Here is a 20,866-nt window from a genome sequence, read left to right as displayed (position 1 = left end):
CTTGTCCTTATATTAGAGCAATAACGTAACAATCGATGGCCATATGAGGAGGACCATCAATGCCAGTAATTGAACACCGATAAATGGTAAGAAACCTCTGAAAATGTCTGTTAGTGAAATATGCGATGGTGCAACTGATTTCAGATAGAAAGCCGCTGGTCCAAATGGCGGCGACAAGAAGCTAACCTGCATATTCATGCAGAACAGAACACCAAACCAAATTGATACATGTTGAGGCGAAAGTTGGCCGATAAAGCCAATCTCATCAATTGGTAATTTCTTCACGATAGGTAGGAAAACAGGAATGATGAGCAAGACAATTCCGACCCAATCCATGAAAGCACCCATGAACAGTAGAATGACCATCATTGTCAGGATGACCACCATTGTTGGCATTTCCGCGCCAACAATTAATTGTGCGATATAGGCCGGCCCACCTGCAAGCGTGTATGCGCCTGCCAAAGCTGCCGCACCCACTGTAACCCAAATAATTGTGCCGGTTGAACGTAGGGTGCGCATAAGGCTGACCCATACGAGTTCGACGGACGCTTCACCCCGTAATGCAGCAATGCCAAAGACAGCCAAAGCACCCATGCCCGCGGCCTCTGTGATGCCTGTTATGCCGCCATAAATTGAGCCGAGTACAATGCCGATAACAGTAAGTGGCGGAACTAAACCTTTGCCATGTTTCCAACCACTTTTTGTTTTTTCAATCCCGACAACAAAGAATATGAACGCCAATGCGATCATCAGTATACCGATCATATATGGCGCCTGATCTAGCATGCCTAAGGCTGGTGGTTCGAAATTCTCACCGGTGGGAACATTACGTTCGGTTAGGGTGAGGAAGGCTACTCGGGCCAGCAGTAGAGTCGTTGCACTGGCAACCAGAATGGATAGGAACCCACAGAACATAACAGCCTTCTCGCTGCCTTCTGGATCTCCTTCTTTAGGTTCAGGTAATGGTGCTTGTGAAGGATCAAGTTGTGTACGGATGATAATGTATAGGATAATGAAGCTTGCAAGCATGAAGCCCGGTAAAAAAGCGCCAGTGAATAGTGCCTTAATAGATGTTTCGGTTATCAAACCGTAAATGATCAAAACAATTGAGGGTGGAATCATGGTGCCAAGTGAGCCGGAAGCGCAGATTGTACCGATCGCCAAATTTTGATTGTAGCCAAGGCGCAGCATCTGCGGCAGTGCGATCAGGCCAAGTAATACCACTTCGCCACCAATAATACCTGACATTGCAGCCATTAAAACAGCCATAAGAGAGGTAACAATGGCGATGCCGCCGCGCATACGCGACATCCAGAAATCCAGACTATCATACATTTGTTTCGCAACGCCTGAACGTTCCAACAAGGCTGCCATGAATATAAACAAGGGGACTGATATGAGTACATATTCTGTCATCAAGTCATAGATTTTTTGAGTTAGAATATAGAGCGCACCTGTTCCCGGACGTCCCGTCAGCATGCCCTCACCAAAACTAAGAGGATCGACGAGAATATTTGGCTCAAATTTCATGATCATTACAAGCGCTGCAAGGACCGCAGATGCAAATCCAAGCGGCATGCCGATACCCAGCAGAAAGACTAGTCCGATAACCAATACTATTGATATAGTTCCTATATCCATTAACTTGCCCCTACGCTTTTTTTGATCGCTTCAAGTTCTTCTTCGTCGATAACATCTTTTTCGATAATCTCTGATGGATCTCGGTTCCAATCGGCTATCAAGTTAAGCAGCGCTTGCAAAGAAATGAGGCAAACAGTGATCAAGATCATTGGTTGAATTGTCGCTGGAATGGGTGGGTCAAACGCGGTTCCAAACGTCTGCCAGCGATAAAATTTGATGATGAAGACTTGATTGTAACTTCCAAAAACCAGACAGGCAGCAAAGAACCAAAGCAGTGTAACTGATATGGTGTCGCATACATGTTGAGCCCATCTGGGCATGATGTCATAGATGATAAAAATACGTATGTGGCTGCGCTGTTGCATGGCATAAATACCCGACAGCATAAAGACAAAGCCTGCAATCCAAAGAGTCAGCTCGTTGGCCCAAAGGGTTGGAGCCTCAATCGCATAACGTAGTAAAACCTCGTATAGCATGATCAATGTCATGGAAATGATCAAGATCATGGTGATGCGGCCAATGAACATTGCGAATTTATCGGCGCGACTATATTGTTGAAATTCCATTGTCGCTAGCATTAAAGATCGCATACCAAGATAGAAAAATACTGGAACGAGTAGAAGCGCAATCCAATCTATAATATCTGTTAATCCGCCGAAGAGGCCAGATAGGCCGGGTGAAACGTCTTTGCGCTGATGCAGTTCTGTCATCTGTGCAACCATGCTTTCATTATCATGGGGTACAAAATCAAGAATGTATGCAGGCCCGTGCCATATGACCCAACCAGCACAAAAAATGAATGCAAATGGGTATATCCACTCCTTTAGACCACCAGTTTTCTCGTCCAATTTAGCCCCTCCCATCAATGAATCTTATAATGGCGAATGAAATCTCGATCAGGTTCCACTCCTAACCCGTCTCCGACGGGCGCTACCACGCGTCCACCATTCTGTTTTACCTGTGATTGAATATCAAGTGGTGTTGTGAGTAACTCATCACGGAACTTGTTATCTGTTGTGTCAAATTCAAGCATTGGTTCCCAAGGGTGCAATCCACCCGGTAAATCCGGCATTGCCATCAGGAGATGCATATTTGTGGCAACTGCGATTGCCGAACCCCACACATGATTAACTACGGGTGTGAAATGCGCATGACATAGGGCTAGTACTCGTAGATATTCGGAAATTCCGCCCAATGCGCAGACCTCCGGTTGGGCAATGTCCAGTCCTCTTGCCTCTAGAAGGCCGCGCCAACCCCATCGGTTAAATTCAGCTTCCCCGCCAGAAATATTAACTTTCAAGCCTTGTCGAAGTTCACGATAACCGTCCAAATCCTCAGGTGCAATTGGTTCTTCAAACCAATAAGCACCTAATTCATCCAGCGCTCTGCCAACGTAGAAGGCGTCGCTTGTCGTGTAGCAATGGTTTGCATCAGCCATAAAACGAAAATCATCCCCGACACTGTATCGGACGGTTTCTGCCAGGCGAATGTCATCCTTCGGACCCATGCCAATTTTCATCTTGGTAGCTGAAAAGCCCATGTCCTTAATTGCGGCAGCCTCGTCCGCAAACCGAGAGATGAGTTGCTCTATGGGCTCTGGGCGCAGCATCATTCCGTAACCATATACGGAAATATCCTTTCTGTGCGCACCGCCAATGAGCTTGTATAATGGAAGTTTTGCAACCTTGCCTGCTATGTCCCACAAGGCGATATCTACACCAGATAGTGATTGCATCGGCATGCCTTTTTGCCCATGATCGCGCATGAGATTATAAACTTTATGCCAGATGACGTCTCTATCCATCGGATCATCACCCAAGATCATGGGTTGAATGACATTCTCAACAATGGATTTATTGGCGATTGCAATGTTTCCTGGCCCAAAACATTCTCCCCAACCCGTGATGCCATCATCAGTTTCTACTTCAACCAAATGCGCACTTCGCTTCGCATAATATTGTTGCGAATATCCAAGTTGCTCCGGCATGTCATATTGGAGAATATGACTGGTTACTTTGATGATTTTCATAGTTGGGGTGCCCATATAAAATTGGCGACAGTGTTTTGCAACTGCCGCCAACCTAATTTAGTTTGGCTGTTATTTCATTGCGCCAAGGTCTTTAAGGAAAGAAACGTGACTATCCAAAAGCTCTTTTGCTTCTGGTGTTGTCGCAAATTCTGTCCAAGCTTCTTGAACGGCACCACGATAAACTGCCATGTCGGAATCAGACCAAGTATTTAGTTTCACACCCTTTGCGGCCAGTTCTTTTGCTGTTTGAGCGTTTTGAACTTCGTTGATTGTTGAGTTTTTCAGGCCAAGTGCCTGCATACCAACTTTCAAAATTGCCTTATGGTGTGCTGGCATTGCATCCCAGATGTCCTTGCGACAAGCCAGGTGATCAGCAGGCATTGAGTGGAAACCTGGATAGTTTGTGTTATTCGCAATATCATACAAGCCAAGACCGACATTGTTGGTCAAGTTAGCCGCATCGGCGCCATCGATGATACCAGTTTCAAGAGCTGTAAAGATTTCGTTGAAATCCATCACAATTGGCGAAGCGCCAAGCTTTGTGAAAATGTTGGTAATTACACCTGGAGGTGAACGGAATTTCCAGCCCTTAAGGTCTGCAACGCCTGTAAATGGTTTTGTTGAAGATAGCGATTCAGGACCTGGAATCCACCAACCTACAAATTCCATATTATTGGCATTGTAGAGTTTGTTTAGCGCATCATAACCACCGCCGTGAAGAAGCCAGGCATATTGCTGATATGGGTTTTGGTAACCACCGGTTAAATCGCCAGCGAACTGAAATGCCGGGTTTTTACCAGTTTGATAAGCGCCACCTGTCATGTCGCAATCGAGGATACCGGTTGCAGCGGCGTCAAATGTCTCAGCTGCTTTAACAACGGCACCTGAATAGAACATTTCTATTTCAATTTCGCCGTTGGACATTGCCTTAACGTCTTCAATAAATTCTCCGGCCATTTTGCCAGATAGTGTTTCAGTTGAAAAGTGCGTTTGAATGCGAAGCTTTGTTTGTTCCGCAGCTGCGCTGCCAGCCATAAATGCCAATGCAGTTGCACCTGCAAGCAATGTTTGTGTTAGTATTTTAAGCATAAGGTTCCTCCCAGTTTTGCTTTAGTCATTTTATTGGCAGCTAAATTGCCGCCACATTGTTGGTCTTTGTAATGACCTTAAATTCCAAAGTTTTTCATGTATCTTTAGAATGTTTGTAATGTACAGGTTCCTCCGAACTGAACATTTTATATATTCAATTAATGAGTTCGTTTAAAATTGAACTGTTAAGCAACCCTCCGGATGTTCGCGGAGAGTAGATCTTCTTTTTCCAGCTTCTCCCAATTAAACGTCACGCCGGTTCCATGTGTGTCTGGTGCAATGGCAAGGCAGTCTTCGATGACCAGCGGACGCTCAGTATAATGTTCAATCGGGAATGCATGCACTTCTAACCACCCAGCATCTGGAATGCCCGACAGAAGGCTGACATGAAGTTCTTGCATGCCATGGCTACAGACAGGCACACCAAAGGATTTTGCCAAATTGGCGGCTTGCATGAAACCGGTTATTCCGCCGCAATTTGAAGCATCAAGCTGAATGTAGCTCAGTTTTGATTGGTTTAGTGCATAACCAAATTCATGAATTGTATGTAGATTTTCACCCATCGCTAATGGAACTCCAGTCATCGTAGCGATGTGTGCGTAGCCTTCATAATTATCGGGAATGATAGGTTCTTCGAACCATTTTATATCATAGTCAGAAAAAGCATTTGCCGCTTCGATTGCTTGGTCAACTTCCATTGAATAATTTGCATCGACCATGAAGGCTAAATCAGGTCCGATAAGCTTTCGTATTGCTTCTACGCGATCAATGTCTGTCTTTAATTCTGGCTGTCCGACTTTAATTTTTACGCCGTTGAAACCACGTTCAAGGTAATTCTCAACGCTACTTGAGAGCTTCGGTAGTGAAAATGCCAAATCAATGCCACCGCAATATGCTTTGCAACTGGAATTTGTGTTTCCGACCATCTGTTTAAGGGATTTGCCGAGTTCTTTACCTTTAAGATCCCATAAGGCTATATCAACTGCTGAGATTGCAAATGACGCGATGCCACCTCTGGCTACATAATGGACATGCCAAAGCATCGCTTCGTAGAGCTTTTCAATTGGTTCGGCATCTTTTCCAATTAAAAACGGTGCAAGGTCATGCTCAATCATTGCACTGATCGCAAAACCGCCTTTACCACCCGTGTATGTATATCCTGTGCCCTCGCGTCCGTCATCGAGTTGTATTGTTGTGGTGATGAGTTCGAAATGGGTGTGATTTCCATGCTTAGCGTCGACCAGCACTTCTGCTAGCGGAATGTGAAATAACCTAACACATATAGAGGTTATTTTTGCCAAACCAACTTCCCTTAATAATAATAATCTTATTTGGTAGAACCAAACTTGGGTGCAGGAAATCGGGAAAGTCTGTTTGAGTCAAGTTGTTTTTAATAGTTTTTCAAACGATTTCTTCGAATTTATTTATTATGTTATTGAAAATAAATAATAAAAATAATCGTCATTGACGATTCATGTCAATTAGTTTCATATCTTATAAATTTTTTTATATTTACAATTTCATTTTGGTTGTGCCAAAGTTGATCTGAATATGAAGTCGGGCGAGTGTTATGCGAAGAGCATCAGATGATCTAGTAGCTGAGATAGAGGGACGAATTGCCTCCGGACAATTTGAGAATAATAGACCTTTGCCAGCGGAAAGAGATCTGATGGAAGAGTTTAACATGAGTAGAACTGTTGTGCGTGAGGCAATTTCGACATTAGCAAATCGTGGTCTTATAGAATCGAGACCCCGATATCGACCGATCGTTAAGAAACCTGATTATGGCACGGTTCTTACTGCAACCGGAAAGATCATTACACATCTTTTAGATGAACCTGGTGGCGTTGCAAACTTATATAAAAGCCGGGAATTTGTCGAGAGAGGATTAGTTCGTCACGCGGCGCTTCATGCTACAAAAGATGATATTGCCAATTTAAAAGCTGCGCTTAATGCTAATCAGGCAGCAATTAATGATACACCGACTTTTTTTGAAACTGATATGCAGTTTCACGGGGTTTTATATCAGATTATGGATAATCCGATATTTTCGACAATTCACAAAGGTTATATTTCATGGTTGGCACCGAACTGGGGCAGAATGAAAAGACCTGCTGATCATAATCAAGTTAACTATGACGCACATAGAAAGATTTATGAAGCTATTTTAGAGCGCGACCCCACTCAGGCAGAGAATGCTTTAAGTGAGCATCTTTCTGTGGCATGGGTTCTTGTTAAAGATACGTTGGAGGCCAGACAGGCTAACGACTGATTTCGGGCAGCGGGTGTCTTCCGGACCCGCCCGACACTCCGGTGGAGTGCTTGAAACCCGCACAATGGTTGAGGCGAAAGCCTTTGTTTATTGTGTCCAAAACGGGAGCATAGAAGAGTTATGAAAAAAATTGGTGTCATAGGCATGGGCGACATGGGGTCGGGCATTGCCAAAAATCTTATTAGTAATGGGTATGAGACTTGGGGTTTTGATCTGAAACCAGAACGAATGCAAGCCTTCTCAAAAATGGGTGGTTATGCTGCATCGGATGTTTCTGAAGTGGGGTCCAATGCAGATGTAATTTTTGTCATGGTTATGACCGGTGCCCAGGCGAAATCAGTTATTTATGGCAAAGATGGATTCATTCATAAGATGAATGGTCAAGGTGCCATTATTTTAACTGCAACAATCAAGCCTAAGGAAGCGCGCGAGATTGGTGAAGCGATAGAACATCTAGGTGTTAAGTTGATAGATAGTCCTGTATCCGGTGGATTTCCGGGCGCGCAAGGCGGAACACTTACTATGATGGCAGCAGCACCCAATGATGTTCTTGATGAATTTGCGCCTGTTATGGAAGCGGTATCCGCCAATATTCACCGCGTGGGCTCACGGGCCGGAGATGGGCAAACGGTTAAAGCGTGTCTTCAATCGCTCATAGGGGCTCAATTTTCTGCCACGTTTGAAGCCGCAGCTCTCGCTGCGAAGGCCGGCGTTCCTGGGCAAGTTATTCTTGATGTATTCTCAACGTCATCCGCCGGCTGCGGTGTGGTAAATAATGCGCTTGAAAAAATTATCGATCGGCAATTTGAAGGTACAGGCAGTCACATCAATACAATGCACAAAGATCTGACAATATCGATGAATTTGGGTGAAGAGCTGGGTGTTCCATTGCACACGGCTGCGGCGGCGATGCAGATATTTCATGCGGGGAAATCCAAATTTCCAGACGGTGATAATTGGATCTGTACGAAAGTAATCGAAGATATTGTTGGTGCTGAACTACATCGTATGGAGGCCAGATCAAAATGAAACTAGGAGTGATTTGTGACGGCATCAGCCGTGATCTTAAGCATGCTATCGATGTGATGGATGAATTTGACCTTGAATATGCAGAACTTCAATTTGTCGACGATAAGGAAGTTGGCGATCATACCGCGGATGAAATCCGCGATATTGATTTGTTGTTGCGTGACTGCGGTAAGCCTGTTTCTTGTCTTTCGCGACATATTTTTGCAGGTATGACATCGGCGAATAAGCCGGGTGATGATTTGCACACTAAACATATGGACGCCCTCAAACGAGTTATTGAAATGGCTCATATAGTAGACTCGCCTCTTGTTCGAATAATGACACAAAAGAAGGAACAAATCCTTTGGGGCAAGAACGGAGCAGAAAAGTGGAACGTCGCCCATGGGGCTTGGGATAGTATGCCGCCTCTAATTGCACCTGCGGTGGAGCTTGCCAAACGGGAAGGTGTTGTCCTCGCCGTTGAGACCGGCAATGGGACAATGGTGAATTCCAACTATACGGCACGTAAATTGATCGACGACCTTGATGCAAAAGACACGTTAAAGGTTCTTTGGGATCCGGCAAATAATTGCTGGTGTCATGAATTAGCTTATCCAGATGGATATAATGAAGTTAGTAATGGTTATCTAGGTCATGTCCACATCAAGGATGTTCAGGTTGATACACCGCGTGCAACATTGGAAGTTCGCAAAATGGGCGAGGGGCAATTGGCAAACCATTTTCAACCAATTGCAGAGGCTCTTCAGCGTGATCAGTATGATGGTGTTGTTTCATTCGAAAGTGTTTACCATCCCGGCAATGGTGACTTTGAAGCTGGTTTCAAGCAGTGCATCGCTGAGTTTAAACGGATCTTTGGATAGGCTTTTAAACTTCTGTCTTTAAACAGCAGCGATGTTGATATGACATCTGCGTTCTAAATTGTAGAGAGATCTGGAACAAGCTACAGGTCTTTCTATGTGCCGCGTTCAGATTTTCATAAAGATTACTTTGATTGTTTTTCCCTGTCCAAGAGAACAGGCCTGATAAACGAGCTTTGCATCGAATAAGTCCAAAATGTCTTTCACAATGGAAAGTCCAAAGCCATTGGAGTTTCTCTTTCTCTCGTTTTTAACTTGCATTGCCGCGGTTTTTTCAAAACTAGGCATTTCAAACTGAGGACCATCGTCAGAGATTTCTAGTGCTATATGCTTTTCAGATCTTGTCACAGAGACGTCGATTTGCACATTGGCTCCTCCATGCTTCATTGCATTGTCTATAAGGTTGCGCACGACTTCCTGAATGAGCGTTTTATCGCCGATGATTTGAAGATCATCCTTGCCTGTATATCCTAGGTCGACATCAAGTCTGTTGCTATTTGAGAGTTGTAAAACCGTGTCTTCGCATACTTTTTTGGTGATGGATGTCAGGTTGCAAGTTTGACTTTGCATTTCTCTTTTTGAGGAGGCATCGATACGAGCCAGAAGAAGCATCTGAGACATAAGGCGCTCGGCGTCTCCAACTGCAATTTGAGCATCTGCTATTGCTTTCTTTCGAGCGTCGGGGTTTTCTTCGCGAGAAGCAATTTCCAGATGAGTTTTTATGATTGCTAATGGTGTGCGGAACTGATGGCTTGCATTGGACGTAAAGTTCTTTAAGGCTCGAATAGAGTTTGCAAACCTTGCAACAAGATCATTAATCGTGACAACTAACCCAGATACTTCTTTTGGCACTTTATGTTCAATAGGACGGATATCTTCTGGGCTTCTACGTTCTACGGCTGCTTCTAGTTTAAGCAGAGGTATCAGGGATCGCGTTACTGCAAACCAGACGAGAATAGCTGCTGCAAAAATGAGCGCCGACACTCGAATGGCGGAACTTATTAGCAAGTCCTCCGCAATCGCATTTCGCGCATTTGTGGTTTCCGCCACGGCTACAGTAAAACCTAGAGATTTTGTGTTAGAAGATGCTGCTGCTTTATAGGTCGCTATTCGTATTGCTACATCGCGAAATCGCCCGTCAGTGAAGGTTATCTCATCCGCAGATCTGTTGTCTAGGTCTGGGATATTGAGGTTTCGATAACCTGTGATGAATTCACCTGAACCGTTTTCAACTTTATAAAATACACGATCATCCTCTGATGACGTTAGCATTTGAAGTGCGACGTAGGGGATGTCAACTTCCAGATCACCATTTTCATTGACAAAAACGCGCTCTGCAATTGCGAGCGCTGACCCAGAAAGAACGCGATCTGAAACTTTGTCTGCAGTGGTTCGTGCCTCCCGATAGCCATCAAGTAGTGCAACAAACCCAATTATAATAAGTGGCCCAAGCAACCATAACAGCAATCTTGTGCGAATTGAGTAGGTCTGATTTTCGGTGTCGGGACTTATGTTGGGCCTGTTCAATTTAACTCTCTCAAATGATAGCCCAAACCTCGTGCTGCATGAATGGTCACACCGTGAGGTGCAAGTTTTTTGCGTACGCGGCTGACATATTGTTCAATCGCATTTTCACTGACATCTTCTTCGAAATTTGTGATGCTCTCGAGTAGTTGCGATTTGGATAGCAAACGACCGCTTGCCATCATGAGCGCCTGCAGGACCATGATCTCCCTCGGTGTCATCTCTATTGGTTCAGATCCGGACAATACGACATTGGATCGGACATCCAGATTGATTGCGCCAAACTCTAAAAGAGATGTTTTCTCCATTGATACCCGGCGAAGAAGAGCCCGCACGCGCGCTTGCAATTCGTCGATTTCAAAGGGCTTTGTCATATAATCATCCGCCCCTAAATCCAGTCCCGAGATTCGGTCATCGAGCGCGCCTCTGGCCGTCAGAATTAGAACAGGTGTGGATTTTCGATTGCTGCGAATTTCCTTCAGAACGTCCAGACCATCCATATCGGGTAGGCCAAGATCCAGGATAACTAAATCATAATCCTGCACGAGGATTGAAGAAATGGCATATTCGCCATTGTTCGCTTGATCTATTGCATAAGTTTTCCCAAGGAGTTTCATAATCCCCAAGCCGAGCTCTTCATTGTCTTCAATTAGTAAAATTCGCATTCAATCTCGCTTCAAAAACAATGAAAGATATTTTTCACCTTGTCATTGGTAAGAACTCATGCACATTAAACCTATGCGTAAGATCCTAATATTTCTATTTTCATGTTTTTTCTCAATTCATGCCCATGATATTGCTCACGGTCAATCGATTTTTCCAGCAAAAAGTGATCAAAATAGTTCGATCTTGACCATTTATTCATCGCTGGAAGAGGTTTTGGCTGAGCCTCTAATCGCTGTTTTCCAAGAACAAAATCCAGACATAGAAATTCAATATTACGACCTTCAAACATTAGATATTTATGAACGAGTAATACAAGAAAGTGATGGCGGTCAAAACACAGCCGACCTTGTTATTTCCTCAGCTATGGATTTGCAGGTCAAGCTAGTCAACGACGGGTATGCTCTTGCTATTCGCCCAACGGACCCACAATGGCCAAGTTGGGCTAAATGGCAAGATAGTGCCTTTGGATTAACGTTTGAGCCATCTGTTATTGTTTACAACAAAACAAAATTTAAGACGTCAAAACCGCCCGCCAATCGGTCGGAGCTTGCATTGCTTTTGAAGGACCAAAATTCTGATTTGTTTGGCCAAATAGGCACATATGACATTGAGCGGTCAGGTCTTGGTTTCTTGTTTTTAGCAAGAGATATCGAGCATGACAGGGATATATGGTCACTTGTAAATGCCATGGGCGCATCTGGTGTTAAACTATATCCAAGTTCTGCTTCTATACTCGAGCGTGTATCTGATGGTAAATTGTCTTTGGGATACAATATTTTAGGCTCCTATGCCCAGTCGTGGGCAGCTACCAATCCTGATTTGGGCATAATTTTGCCAGAAGATTTTACCGTTGTGATGACGCGCATAGCACTCGTACCAAAGGCAGCTGAAAATCCAGAGTTAAGTGCGCAATTTTTGCGTTTTCTTATGTCTGAAAAAGGCCAGAGAATAATGGCGGAGGATCTGGAGCTAGCAGCAGTTCATCCAGCCATTAAGGGGGATAATACCGCATCGGCTTTTAGAGAAAAGTTTGGTACAAGATTAAGACCGATCTCCATTGGACCTGGTTTGGTTGCTTATCTTGACCAAGTAAAACGAGCCCGGTTTTTTGAACGCTGGAACAGGGCGCTTCGCGGAGAATAGATGTACATTGGCTCATTGTCAGCTAAATGTCAGCTTCCTTTGCTCTACTTTGCGAACAGGACACACGTTCTGATAAGTTTTCGTGGAGGAAAATATGTTAAATACACTTAAAATCGCACTTGCTGCGAGTGCTGTTGCGTTTGGCGCAATGGGAGTTGCTCACGCTGATGGCCATAAAAAAGTCGATACTATCAAATTCTTGATCCCTGGCGGTGCTGGTGGTGGTTGGGATGGTACAGCTCGCGGAACTGGCGAAGCTTTGACAAAATCTGGCCTTGTTGGCAACGCAACATATGAAAATATGTCTGGCGGCGGCGGCGGTAAAGCAATTGCTCACATTATTGAAACCAAAGATCAAGACACATTGATGGTAAATTCGACACCGATCGTCATTCGTTCTTTGACAAAAGTGTTTCCGCAATCTTTTCGTGATCTAACGCCAATCGCCGGTACAATTGGTGATTATGGTGCGATGGTTGTGAACAAGGATTCTACTTTGAATTCTTTTGGTGATCTCGTTGCAGCCTATAATGCTGATTCAACAAATGTTGCTGTTGGTGGCGGTTCTGTTGCAGGTGGTATGGATCACTTGATTGCGGCTCTCGTTATGAAAAATGCTGGCGCTGATGCGACGAAAGTCAAATACATTCCATATGATGCTGGCGGTAAAGCTATGGCTGGCCTTCTTTCAGGCGAGATCAAAGCTCTTGCGACTGGTTTTGGTGAGGCTATTGAATTGGCACGCCAAGGTGAAGTTAAAATCCTTTGCGTAACATCAGAAGCACGCGTTGCTGCAATGGATACTGTTCCAACATGTGATGAAGCAGGTTCAAAAGGAACTAGCTTTGTGAACTGGCGTGGTTTCTTTGGGGCTCCCGGTCTTTCAGATGAGAAAAAGGCTGAGTATATTGCAGCTTTGAAAGAAATGTATTCAACCGATGAATGGGCAACTGTTCGTGACCGCAATGGCTGGGTTGATATCTTCAACGCAGATGCTGACTTTGTGAATTTCTTGGAAGGTCAAGAAGAGCAAATTGGTGGTCTTATGAAAGAGCTTGGCTTCCTCTAGGGAGTTGCCGACCAAATAAAGAATTGCCGGACTAGTCGATTGGTCCGGCAATTTGATTATAATGTTATATGAACATGTTCTGGGGAGGATGTGATGTTCTTTACAAAAGACCGCATAGGCGGCATGCTACTTTTGGCATTTTGCATCTTCTACTTTTTGAAAATTGGCGACATTCGCTTACTTCCCTTTCAAGCGGGGCAAGCTTTTACGCCGCGTACAATACCGCAGGCATTGGCCTATTTAGGTATGGCACTGTCCGTCGCGATCATCGTATTCCCGTCCAATACTGAGCGTTTTACTCTTAAGAATTTGAACTGGCCGTTGGGGCTAGCATTTCTTATCTTGATGTCAATCTACGGCTTAACTGTTCGCCCATTGGGTTTTCTTCTGTCAACATCGTTATTTCTAATGATTGGTTTTACAATGTTGGGTGAACGTAACGTGCTTAAGTTAGTTCTTGTGGCTGTTCCGCTCGTTGTTAGTTTTTGGGTCTTGATGAACTATGGTTTGAGTGTGTTTATCGAACCATTTCCATTCTTTTTAAGAGGTTAAGGCCATGCTAGACGGTATTCTAATTGGTTTAGAAACGGCCTTTACGCTGCAAAATATTGGGTTCGTTATCATGGGCTGCCTTGTGGGCACGTTCATTGGTATGCTCCCGGGCCTTGGTCCAATGTCGGCCATTGCGCTGATGATCCCAATTGCGGCAAGTCTTGAACCTTCGGCCGGCATCATCCTGATGGCTGCGGTTTATTATGGTGCTATTTTTGGTGGCTCAACATCATCAATCCTAATCAACGCACCTGGAGTGGCATCAACAGTGGCAACTTCATTTGATGGTTACCCGATGGCAAAGAAAGGGATGGCGGGTAAGGCTTTAGCTATTGCTGCTTACTCATCTTTCTCAGGCGGTGTTATTGCCGCATTATTACTTCTTGTTTCCGCACCATACTTGGCCTCTGTTTCCTTATCATTTCAATCAACTGATTATTTTGCATTGATGGTACTTGGCCTATCGGCGGTCGCTGCCTTTGCCGGAAAGGGTGAGGTTCTCAAAGCGCTCTTGATGACAATATTCGGGCTCATGTTATCAACCGTTGGGACAGACCAAACTGTCGGCGTACCGCGTTTTACGCTGGGGATGATTGATCTTGTTGACGGGATTTCATTTCTCCTTCTTGTAATGGCGACCTTTGCCTTGTCAGAAGCGTTGATGGCGATCATCAAGAAAGTGGATGAAAGTAAGCGCGAAGAAGAGCGCAAAGCTGCTGCTGAATTGGGGTCTATGGCCGTAAGTAAGGACGAAGTGAAAGAAATGGTGCCGGTTATTGGCCGCTCTTCCGTTCTTGGTTTCTTGATTGGTGTTTTACCTGGTGCCGGGGCTACGATTGCGAGTTTCCTTGCTTATGGTACCGAACAACGTATTGCAGGTGCTGAAAAGGGTAAGCTGTTTGGCAAGGGATCTGTGCGTGGATTATCTGCTCCGGAAACCGCGAATAATGCAGCTGCGACAGGTTCATTTGTGCCGTTGCTTACACTTGGCATTCCGGGGTCTGGGACCACTGCCATCATGCTTGGCGCATTAATAGGTTATGGAATTCAACCTGGGCCGCGACTGTACATCGATCAGCCAGATGTATTCTGGGCTGTGATTGTGTCGATGTGGCTGGGCAATATTATTCTGCTTGTTCTTAACTTGCCATTGATACCATATATTGCGCGCGTTCTGGCTATTCCGGCAAAGTTCCTGCTGCCGTTGATCTTGTTTTTTTCGCTAATTGGCGTTTATTTCGTCTCCTTTAATACGTTTGATATTCAATTGATGGTGTTGTTTGGCTTAGCTGCAACGGTTCTACGGTTGCTTTCTTTCTCGCTTGCCCCAATGATTCTGGGCTTCATTTTGGGCGGGATGATGGAAGAGAACTTGCGACGCGCATTGTTGATTAACAATGATTCATGGTCATTTCTTTGGGAACGTCCGTTGACGTTCACTATTTTGGCAATCGCTGTAGCTTGTCTTTTTGTGCCAATGCTATCGCCATTGTTTGCGAAGATGAGGCGTAATACGAAGGATGCACCAAGTGCGGACTAAGGTGCTTAGTTAGCGATTGTTCGTTATGAGGTTTCGGTCGTTTAGTCTTGCTCTTTAAATTGTTCAGCTTGCTGCAACAGAACATCAGAAGCGGAACCAAAAACCTGCTGAACAATATGCAAATCGCATGTTGCTATAAGGCGAAGACCCAGTTCACGAAGGTGGACACGTTGATAGTAATGTTGTGCAATCATTGCCCGTGCGCGCTGTGGTAGCTTAAGACCTGCGTCATACATATGGTCGTATTTAAATGTTGTCTCCTCTGGAGAGACAAATTTTGCTATATTGCTCTTAGCATTCGGTTTCATCTTCCTTTTCCTCTCGATAAAGAGATAGGTTTACTAAACCTAAACGCTGATGGTTACCCGAAGCTTAATAAATTTCGATTTTGTTTACTTGTAAAGTTTTCTGCGCTTTCGGTGAGTTAAGCGCTGGGAAGAACGCCCTTCTTCAAAATAATATTGCCGTAATGTCGGGTTTCACCAGTTTGGACAATTGCAAATGCGTTCTTTGCATGTTCGTAAAATGCAAAACGTTCGAGCTGTTTGATATTGTGATTAGAACTGCAGACATCATTTATAATTGTCTGGAACGTTTGAACTGCAGCGGGAAAGTTATCGGGATCGCCTGCATCTTGCATAGAAAAGGCTGCATCCTCGACGTAGATATCTAATGGTGTGATTGAAAGAACTGCCTTTAATGCCATCGGCGCATCCACACCATCTAGACGAATGAGCTGCTCAGTTGAGCTACTGGCAGGATAATTTGCGTCGACAATTGCGATTTCATCTCCATGCCCCATGGCTCGAAGTGCATAGAGAAGTTCGGGAGATAAAATTGGATCCAATCCGATGAGCATGAATTTTCCTTACATTACTTGTTTTGGAGACTTGTTTATTCAATGGCATAGAACTCACGTGCGGTTTCACCAAGAATGCGTTTTTGTTCTTGCGCACTTAAATCAGTGATCAATTCCAGTATACATGAGAACCATTGAGTGTAAGAGCCATCGAGTTCTAATACGGGCCAATCACTGCCCCACATTATTCGCTTTGGCGAGAACGTATCTAACAGGTGGTGAGTAACAGGTTGTAAAGCTTTGGCTGACCATCCTGCACCGTACTCTGTTATAAGACCTGAAATTTTGCAGTATATGTTTGGATATTCCGCTAGTTTCGCAATTCCTTCAAGCCATTGTTGGTCAGGAGCTTGTCCATTTTTGATGATTGGTTTCGCGCCGTGATCAATGACTACAGATAGATCAGGGATCTGACGAGCCAAGGTTTCCATCGCGTTCAAGTGACGAGGTTGGATAAGTGCATCGAAGCGCAGGTTTAATCTCGGCAAGCTGCTCAGATTACGCATCACTTCATCCCGCAATATCCAATTTGTATCATCAATACCTTGAAGAACGGGTCGTATTCCCTTGATGATTGGTTTGCTTGCTAGAAAATCTAGTTCTGAAGCGCAGGTATCGGACAAAAGGTCCACCCATGCAACGACACCTCCAATGAATGAGTTGTTTTCAGCGGCATCCAGCATGAGCTCATTCTCTTTGAGTGTTTCCGCAGCTTGAACTAAAATTGTTTTGTCAATTTTCAGGTGGCTAAGGTACGGCTGTAAATGTTCTGGTTGATAATCTCGCCTGATGCCTGAGATCTCATCTCCAATCCAATCGTAAATACCGTGTTCAATTTTCCAAAGGTGGTGGTGCGCATCGATAATCATTTGTTTGTCACTCAACGTGCTAGACTTAAGTTCCGTCACTCTGTTTTATCTTGTTCATCTTAATGGTTATCCACATCAAGAATAGTTTTCTGTTTATAATTGATAAAAAACATTATTATTGCGAATTCTGTTTTTATTGCATAATGTACATATTTGGAAATTTCAAATTTTTAGGCAATGATTCTGTGTTGAATTTCGAAAATTGTGAAGTTGCTCGTTTTTGCCGACCAATTTTGGTTATGCGCATATTTTTGAGAAGGTTTTTGTATGTCGATAGCTCAATCTAAAACGTTACATTTAAATTCTGATGATAATATTGTTGTTGCGTTGGAGAATTTACGTATTGGGGATAAAGTTTCTCCCCATGAAATTGAGCTTAAAACGCCTGTTTTAAAAGGGCATAAATTATCTATTCGTCAGATTGATAAGGGCGAAAATGTTATTCGATACGGGCAGATAATTGGGAGCGCAACAGAAATAATCCAATCAGGTTGCCATGTGCATTCGCATAATTTGGATATGTCTGATCACACGCAGGACTATGCCTATGGAACAAAGGTTGTTCCGCTGGAGGCCCCAAAAAGTCCGCGAACATTTATGGGCTATCCACGAGCAAATGGTAGATTTGGAACTCGCAATTACATTGGCATTCTTACATCTGTAAATTGTTCTGGTTCTGTTGCACGTTTTATTGCCGAGGCAGTTGAAAAAAGCGGTGTGCTTGATGAGTATCCAAACATTGATGGCGTGGTGCCTATTGTACACTCGTCCGGTTGCGGTATGGCGTCAAGCGGCGAGGGGTATGACACACTGTTTCGAACTCTTTCGGGCTACGCTCAAAACCCGAATTTTGGTGGTGTCATACTTATAGGGCTTGGGTGTGAGGTGATGCAATTGCCATCACTGGTCGGTGATTTGGTTAAGCGGAAAGACGGGACTTTTCACTATATGACCATTCAACAAACCGGCGGAACACGGAAATCAATTGAATCTGGAATTACTGCAATCAAGAATATGGCCACGGTGGTTAATGAAGTTGAACGTGTTGAAGCGCCTCTGTCCGGTTTGATGCTTGGTATGCAATGCGGCGGATCAGATGGTTATTCAGGTATAACTGCAAACCCAGCTCTTGGCGTAGCTTCAGATTTATTGGTCAAGCATGGTGGTACAAGTATTCTATCTGAAACTTCTGAAGTGTATGGTGCAGAGCACCTTCTAACCAGAAGAGCGCTGTCGGCTGAAATTGGTGAAGATCTCATAGAACTTATTCATTGGTGGGAAGCTTATTGCGAGAAACATGATGGTTCAATGGACAATAATCCGTCACCTGGAAACAAAAAGGGTGGTTTGACCACCATTTTGGAAAAATCGCTAGGTGCTGTAGCAAAGGCAGGATCAGCGCCGCTTGCCGGTGTTTTTAAGTTTGGCGAGCAAATAAGTACACAGGGTTTAGTTTTCATGGATAGTCCAGGCTACGATCCTTGTTCTGTAACTGGCCAAATAGCGTCTGGCGCTAACCTTATAATCTTTACGACCGGACGCGGTTCCGTCTCTGGTTTTAAGCCATCTCCCTGCATTAAACTTGCAACAAATTCAGATATGTTTTCACGTATGGAAGAAGACATGGATGTTAATTGTGGTGACATTATTGAGGACGGTATTTCGCTTGAAACTAAGGGTGAAGAGATCTTTGAAGAAATCATTGCAATTGCCTCAGGTAAAAAATCCAAAAGCGAGAGATTAGGGTTTGGTGGTGTTGAGTTTGTACCCTGGCAACTAGGTGCAGTTATGTAGGAGAAGGTGATGTTGTTACCTCAAGTTTCTTTGGGTACGGCCAATATCGCAGGTATGTATAGCACGGTTAGCCGTGAACAAGCAGATGAAGTTCTGCAGGCTGCATGGAATGCCGGAATTCGTTATTTTGATACCGCACCGCATTATGGCCACGGTTTAAGCGAGCGAAGGATAGGAGATTTCTTGCGGGAGAAGAACCCTGATGAATGGATATTATCTACCAAAGTCGGGCGTATCTTAAAACCGAGCGTGGAAATTCATAGCGAAATAAGTGGGTTTAAGAACCCACTTAGCTTTGATCAGCATTTTGATTTTAGCTACGATGGCATAATGCGGTCAGTTGAGGATAGTTTCCAACGACTTGGTTTAAACAAGATTGATGTTTTGTTTGTGCATGACCTTGGCGACATTGGGCATGGATCAAACAAGCAAATTTACTATGATCAATTTGAGGATGGTGGCCACAAAGCGTTATCGGAGCTTAAAAGCCAAGGCGTGATCAAAGCTATGGGACTGGGTGTCAACCAAACGGATATATGCGAACATCTGCTTGGTAAAGTGGAAATAGACTTAATCCTATTAGCAGGGCGCTACACTCTTTTGGAGCAGGAGCAGGCATTTCCGCTATTTCAGAAGTGCCGCGAATATGATGCAAAACTGGTAATTGGCGGGGTCTTCAACTCAGGTATTCTGGCGACAGGTCCAGGACCTAACGCACATTTTGACTATGAAGTTGCGCCGAAACAGGTACAGCAACGGGTTGCCGCAATTATGGAAATTTGTAAGAAGCATGAAATAACACTTCCTGCCGCTGCCCTTAATTTTCCAAAGAAACATGAGCTTGTGGCGTCTATTCTAATCGGTACGGCAAAGGCGAGTTCACTTACTCGTAATATGGATATGCTAGAACAACGAATTCCAGATGCCCTATGGGATGATCTTACTAAAGCAGGGTTGATTGTAAATGAAGATGTATAATAGATGGTGATTGGTTACTGACACCTCCAAGGGACGCTATTTTGTCACGCGCGAAGAACCTATATAAAGAATGTTACAATGAATTGTTGTCAGCTATTGCTGAGCTGGATTGTGGTGCAAACCTACCTTCTGAAACTCAGCTTTCGAAAGATCTAAGAATCAGCCGAACGACTATTCGCTCTGTTCTGGAACAATTACACGACGCCAAAATAATAAACTGGGATGGCCGAAAAAAGACAATCCTTCGTAAGCCACTTAAGCGAGATCACTTTCCGATAGAGGAGACCCGTGCATCCAGTGAGAAGGTAGAGATTGCCTTTATTGAGTATGTGCTCAATGGAGATTTGAAACCCGGTGCGATTATTAGGGAGAGTGATCTTGTACGAGAGATTGGTGTCAGCGCCTCTGTTATTAGAGAATATCTGATAAGATTTTCGCGGTTTGGGTTGATTGAAAAAGAGCCTAACCGTCACTGGATATTACGTGGATTTACTCGCGCCTATGCAAATGAACTATCTGATGTACGAGAAATGTTCGAATTTAGCGCCTTCAGAAAACTTTGTGCTGATGTGCTGTCGGATGAAGATAGGCAGCTTTTGCTCAATGTAAAAGCAGAGCATGTAAGATATATCCAAAGTGGAGAAGTCTCTACGACCGAATTTGGTCAACTTGATGAAAGAATGCATTCTCTAATCACACGTAAACTTGGCAATCGATTTGTCGATGATTTCTATCAGATAGTAGCAGTGATTTTTCACTATCATTATCGGTGGAATAAATCGCAGGAGGTCGAGCGGAACCTTGCAGCCTTGGCGGAGCATCTGGCAATCATCGATGCATTGTTAGAAGGCGACAATACAAGGGCGTTGCGAGAGTTCGAGATACATTTGGCATCGGCACGCCGGACACTAAATGAATCTGTTATCTGGGATAATGAGTAATGCTGCTCCGAATT

Annotated in this window: 20 protein-coding genes; 10 read left to right on the top strand and 10 right to left on the bottom strand. The window is 44.2% G+C overall.

Annotated elements, in window-relative coordinates; all coding sequences use genetic code 11:
* Nucleotides 1-12: 12 nt before the first annotated feature.
* From G3W54_RS09300 to G3W54_RS09280, 5 genes are all read right to left on the bottom strand, one after another.
* Nucleotides 13-1,641 (bottom strand): TRAP transporter large permease subunit, encoded by a 1,629-nt coding sequence (locus tag G3W54_RS09300; protein ID WP_162652787.1) that lies wholly within the window; start codon nucleotides 1,639-1,641, stop codon nucleotides 13-15.
* Nucleotides 1,641-2,489, bottom strand: coding sequence for a TRAP transporter small permease (locus G3W54_RS09295; protein ID WP_162652786.1), 849 nt, complete (start codon nucleotides 2,487-2,489; stop codon nucleotides 1,641-1,643). The genes G3W54_RS09300 and G3W54_RS09295 overlap by 1 nt, the downstream gene beginning before the upstream one ends.
* A 14-nt stretch (nucleotides 2,490-2,503) precedes the next feature.
* A complete protein-coding gene (locus G3W54_RS09290) occupies nucleotides 2,504-3,670 on the bottom strand; it encodes a mandelate racemase/muconate lactonizing enzyme family protein (RefSeq protein WP_162652785.1) in 1,167 nt (388 codons plus the stop codon).
* Between the two features lie 69 nt (nucleotides 3,671-3,739).
* The gene (locus G3W54_RS09285; RefSeq protein WP_162652784.1) at nucleotides 3,740-4,759 is read right to left on the bottom strand and encodes a TRAP transporter substrate-binding protein; all 1,020 of its coding nucleotides are present in this window, start codon (nucleotides 4,757-4,759) and stop codon (nucleotides 3,740-3,742) included.
* Between the two features lie 185 nt (nucleotides 4,760-4,944).
* On the bottom strand, nucleotides 4,945-6,060 hold the full coding sequence (locus G3W54_RS09280) for a mandelate racemase/muconate lactonizing enzyme family protein (protein WP_162652783.1): 1,116 nt from the start codon (nucleotides 6,058-6,060) through the stop codon (nucleotides 4,945-4,947).
* A 269-nt stretch (nucleotides 6,061-6,329) separates the two neighbouring features.
* Between G3W54_RS09280 and G3W54_RS09275 the strand changes: the two genes are divergently transcribed.
* From G3W54_RS09275 to G3W54_RS09265, 3 genes are all read left to right on the top strand, one after another.
* A complete protein-coding gene (locus G3W54_RS09275; protein WP_162652782.1) occupies nucleotides 6,330-7,031 on the top strand; it encodes an FCD domain-containing protein in 702 nt (233 codons plus the stop codon).
* Nucleotides 7,032-7,151: 120 nt separating this feature from the next.
* Nucleotides 7,152-8,060, top strand: coding sequence for an NAD(P)-dependent oxidoreductase (locus tag G3W54_RS09270; protein WP_162652781.1), 909 nt, complete (start codon nucleotides 7,152-7,154; stop codon nucleotides 8,058-8,060).
* A complete protein-coding gene (locus tag G3W54_RS09265) occupies nucleotides 8,057-8,920 on the top strand; it encodes a TIM barrel protein (protein WP_162652780.1) in 864 nt (287 codons plus the stop codon). The genes G3W54_RS09270 and G3W54_RS09265 overlap by 4 nt, the downstream gene beginning before the upstream one ends.
* A gap of 105 nt (nucleotides 8,921-9,025) precedes the next feature.
* Here G3W54_RS09265 and G3W54_RS09260 read toward each other — a convergent pair whose 3' ends face one another.
* Both G3W54_RS09260 and G3W54_RS09255 read right to left on the bottom strand, forming a co-directional pair.
* Nucleotides 9,026-10,444, bottom strand: coding sequence for a sensor histidine kinase (locus G3W54_RS09260; protein ID WP_162652779.1), 1,419 nt, complete (start codon nucleotides 10,442-10,444; stop codon nucleotides 9,026-9,028).
* Nucleotides 10,441-11,106 carry a response regulator transcription factor gene (locus tag G3W54_RS09255; RefSeq protein WP_162652778.1) on the bottom strand — a complete coding sequence of 222 codons (666 nt, stop codon included), beginning with the start codon at nucleotides 11,104-11,106 and terminating at the stop codon, nucleotides 10,441-10,443. Before G3W54_RS09255 ends, G3W54_RS09260 begins: the two co-directional genes overlap by 4 nt.
* A 58-nt stretch (nucleotides 11,107-11,164) precedes the next feature.
* Between G3W54_RS09255 and G3W54_RS09250 the strand changes: the two genes are divergently transcribed.
* From G3W54_RS09250 to G3W54_RS09235, 4 genes are all read left to right on the top strand, one after another.
* Nucleotides 11,165-12,250, top strand: coding sequence for an ABC transporter substrate-binding protein (locus G3W54_RS09250; RefSeq protein ID WP_256366917.1), 1,086 nt, complete (start codon nucleotides 11,165-11,167; stop codon nucleotides 12,248-12,250).
* Nucleotides 12,251-12,344: 94 nt separating this feature from the next.
* Complete coding sequence (locus tag G3W54_RS09245) at nucleotides 12,345-13,319, top strand: tripartite tricarboxylate transporter substrate-binding protein (RefSeq protein ID WP_162652777.1); 975 nt, start codon at nucleotides 12,345-12,347, stop codon at nucleotides 13,317-13,319.
* A gap of 93 nt (nucleotides 13,320-13,412) precedes the next feature.
* Entirely contained in the window at nucleotides 13,413-13,871 is a 459-nt protein-coding gene (locus G3W54_RS09240) for a tripartite tricarboxylate transporter TctB family protein (protein WP_162652776.1), read from the top strand.
* A 4-nt stretch (nucleotides 13,872-13,875) separates the two neighbouring features.
* Nucleotides 13,876-15,411 (top strand): tripartite tricarboxylate transporter permease, encoded by a 1,536-nt coding sequence (locus tag G3W54_RS09235; protein ID WP_162652775.1) that lies wholly within the window; start codon nucleotides 13,876-13,878, stop codon nucleotides 15,409-15,411.
* 41 nt (nucleotides 15,412-15,452) lie between these two features.
* Here the strand turns inward: G3W54_RS09235 and G3W54_RS09230 are convergent, their stop codons facing one another.
* The 3 genes from G3W54_RS09230 to G3W54_RS09220 all read right to left on the bottom strand — a co-directional run bounded on the left by G3W54_RS09230 (nucleotide 15,453) and on the right by G3W54_RS09220 (nucleotide 17,178).
* Nucleotides 15,453-15,719, bottom strand: coding sequence for a hypothetical protein (locus tag G3W54_RS09230; protein WP_162652774.1), 267 nt, complete (start codon nucleotides 15,717-15,719; stop codon nucleotides 15,453-15,455).
* A 116-nt stretch (nucleotides 15,720-15,835) separates the two neighbouring features.
* A complete protein-coding gene (locus G3W54_RS09225) occupies nucleotides 15,836-16,270 on the bottom strand; it encodes an RbsD/FucU domain-containing protein (protein WP_162652773.1) in 435 nt (144 codons plus the stop codon).
* A gap of 35 nt (nucleotides 16,271-16,305) precedes the next feature.
* Nucleotides 16,306-17,178, bottom strand: coding sequence for an amidohydrolase family protein (locus tag G3W54_RS09220; RefSeq protein ID WP_162652772.1), 873 nt, complete (start codon nucleotides 17,176-17,178; stop codon nucleotides 16,306-16,308).
* Nucleotides 17,179-17,406: 228 nt separating this feature from the next.
* Between G3W54_RS09220 and G3W54_RS09215 the strand changes: the two genes are divergently transcribed.
* From G3W54_RS09215 to G3W54_RS09205, 3 genes are read left to right on the top strand one after another with little or no spacing between them, the layout of a single operon-like run.
* The gene (locus tag G3W54_RS09215; RefSeq protein ID WP_162652771.1) at nucleotides 17,407-18,933 is read left to right on the top strand and encodes an altronate dehydratase family protein; all 1,527 of its coding nucleotides are present in this window, start codon (nucleotides 17,407-17,409) and stop codon (nucleotides 18,931-18,933) included.
* Between the two features lie 9 nt (nucleotides 18,934-18,942).
* Nucleotides 18,943-19,911, top strand: a complete 969-nt coding sequence (locus G3W54_RS09210) for an aldo/keto reductase (RefSeq protein WP_162652770.1) — start codon at nucleotides 18,943-18,945, stop codon at nucleotides 19,909-19,911.
* Nucleotides 19,912-19,952: 41 nt separating this feature from the next.
* Nucleotides 19,953-20,852: a GntR family transcriptional regulator gene (locus G3W54_RS09205; protein WP_162652769.1), complete on the top strand. Its 900-nt coding sequence runs from the start codon at nucleotides 19,953-19,955 to the stop codon at nucleotides 20,850-20,852.
* The last annotated feature ends 14 nt before the right edge of the window (nucleotides 20,853-20,866 follow it).

The sequence above is a fragment of the Lentilitoribacter sp. Alg239-R112 genome, assembly GCF_900537175.1.
Lineage (GTDB): Bacteria > Pseudomonadota > Alphaproteobacteria > Rhizobiales > Rhizobiaceae > Lentilitoribacter.
The sequence above is the reverse complement of the archived record's forward strand: the minus strand, read 5'-3'. Positions and strand labels throughout refer to the sequence as shown.

Excerpts from the sequence above, each read along its gene's own strand:
- G3W54_RS09225 (WP_162652773.1), bottom strand. The coding sequence starts at position 16,270 with ATGCTCATCGGATTGGATCCAATTTTATCTCCCGAACTTCTCTATGCA.
- G3W54_RS09275 (WP_162652782.1), top strand. The coding sequence starts at position 6,330 with ATGCGAAGAGCATCAGATGATCTAGTAGCTGAGATAGAGGGACGAATT.
- G3W54_RS09230 (WP_162652774.1), bottom strand. The coding sequence starts at position 15,719 with ATGAAACCGAATGCTAAGAGCAATATAGCAAAATTTGTCTCTCCAGAG.
- G3W54_RS09255 (WP_162652778.1), bottom strand. The coding sequence starts at position 11,106 with ATGCGAATTTTACTAATTGAAGACAATGAAGAGCTCGGCTTGGGGATT.
- G3W54_RS09265 (WP_162652780.1), top strand. The coding sequence starts at position 8,057 with ATGAAACTAGGAGTGATTTGTGACGGCATCAGCCGTGATCTTAAGCAT.
- G3W54_RS09300 (WP_162652787.1), bottom strand. The coding sequence starts at position 1,641 with ATGGATATAGGAACTATATCAATAGTATTGGTTATCGGACTAGTCTTT.
- G3W54_RS09270 (WP_162652781.1), top strand. The coding sequence starts at position 7,152 with ATGAAAAAAATTGGTGTCATAGGCATGGGCGACATGGGGTCGGGCATT.
- G3W54_RS09250 (WP_256366917.1), top strand. The coding sequence starts at position 11,165 with ATGCACATTAAACCTATGCGTAAGATCCTAATATTTCTATTTTCATGT.
- G3W54_RS09285 (WP_162652784.1), bottom strand. The coding sequence starts at position 4,759 with ATGCTTAAAATACTAACACAAACATTGCTTGCAGGTGCAACTGCATTG.
- G3W54_RS09210 (WP_162652770.1), top strand. The coding sequence starts at position 18,943 with ATGTTGTTACCTCAAGTTTCTTTGGGTACGGCCAATATCGCAGGTATG.
- G3W54_RS09235 (WP_162652775.1), top strand. The coding sequence starts at position 13,876 with ATGCTAGACGGTATTCTAATTGGTTTAGAAACGGCCTTTACGCTGCAA.
- G3W54_RS09215 (WP_162652771.1), top strand. The coding sequence starts at position 17,407 with ATGTCGATAGCTCAATCTAAAACGTTACATTTAAATTCTGATGATAAT.
- G3W54_RS09240 (WP_162652776.1), top strand. The coding sequence starts at position 13,413 with ATGTTCTTTACAAAAGACCGCATAGGCGGCATGCTACTTTTGGCATTT.
- G3W54_RS09290 (WP_162652785.1), bottom strand. The coding sequence starts at position 3,670 with ATGAAAATCATCAAAGTAACCAGTCATATTCTCCAATATGACATGCCG.
- G3W54_RS09245 (WP_162652777.1), top strand. The coding sequence starts at position 12,345 with ATGTTAAATACACTTAAAATCGCACTTGCTGCGAGTGCTGTTGCGTTT.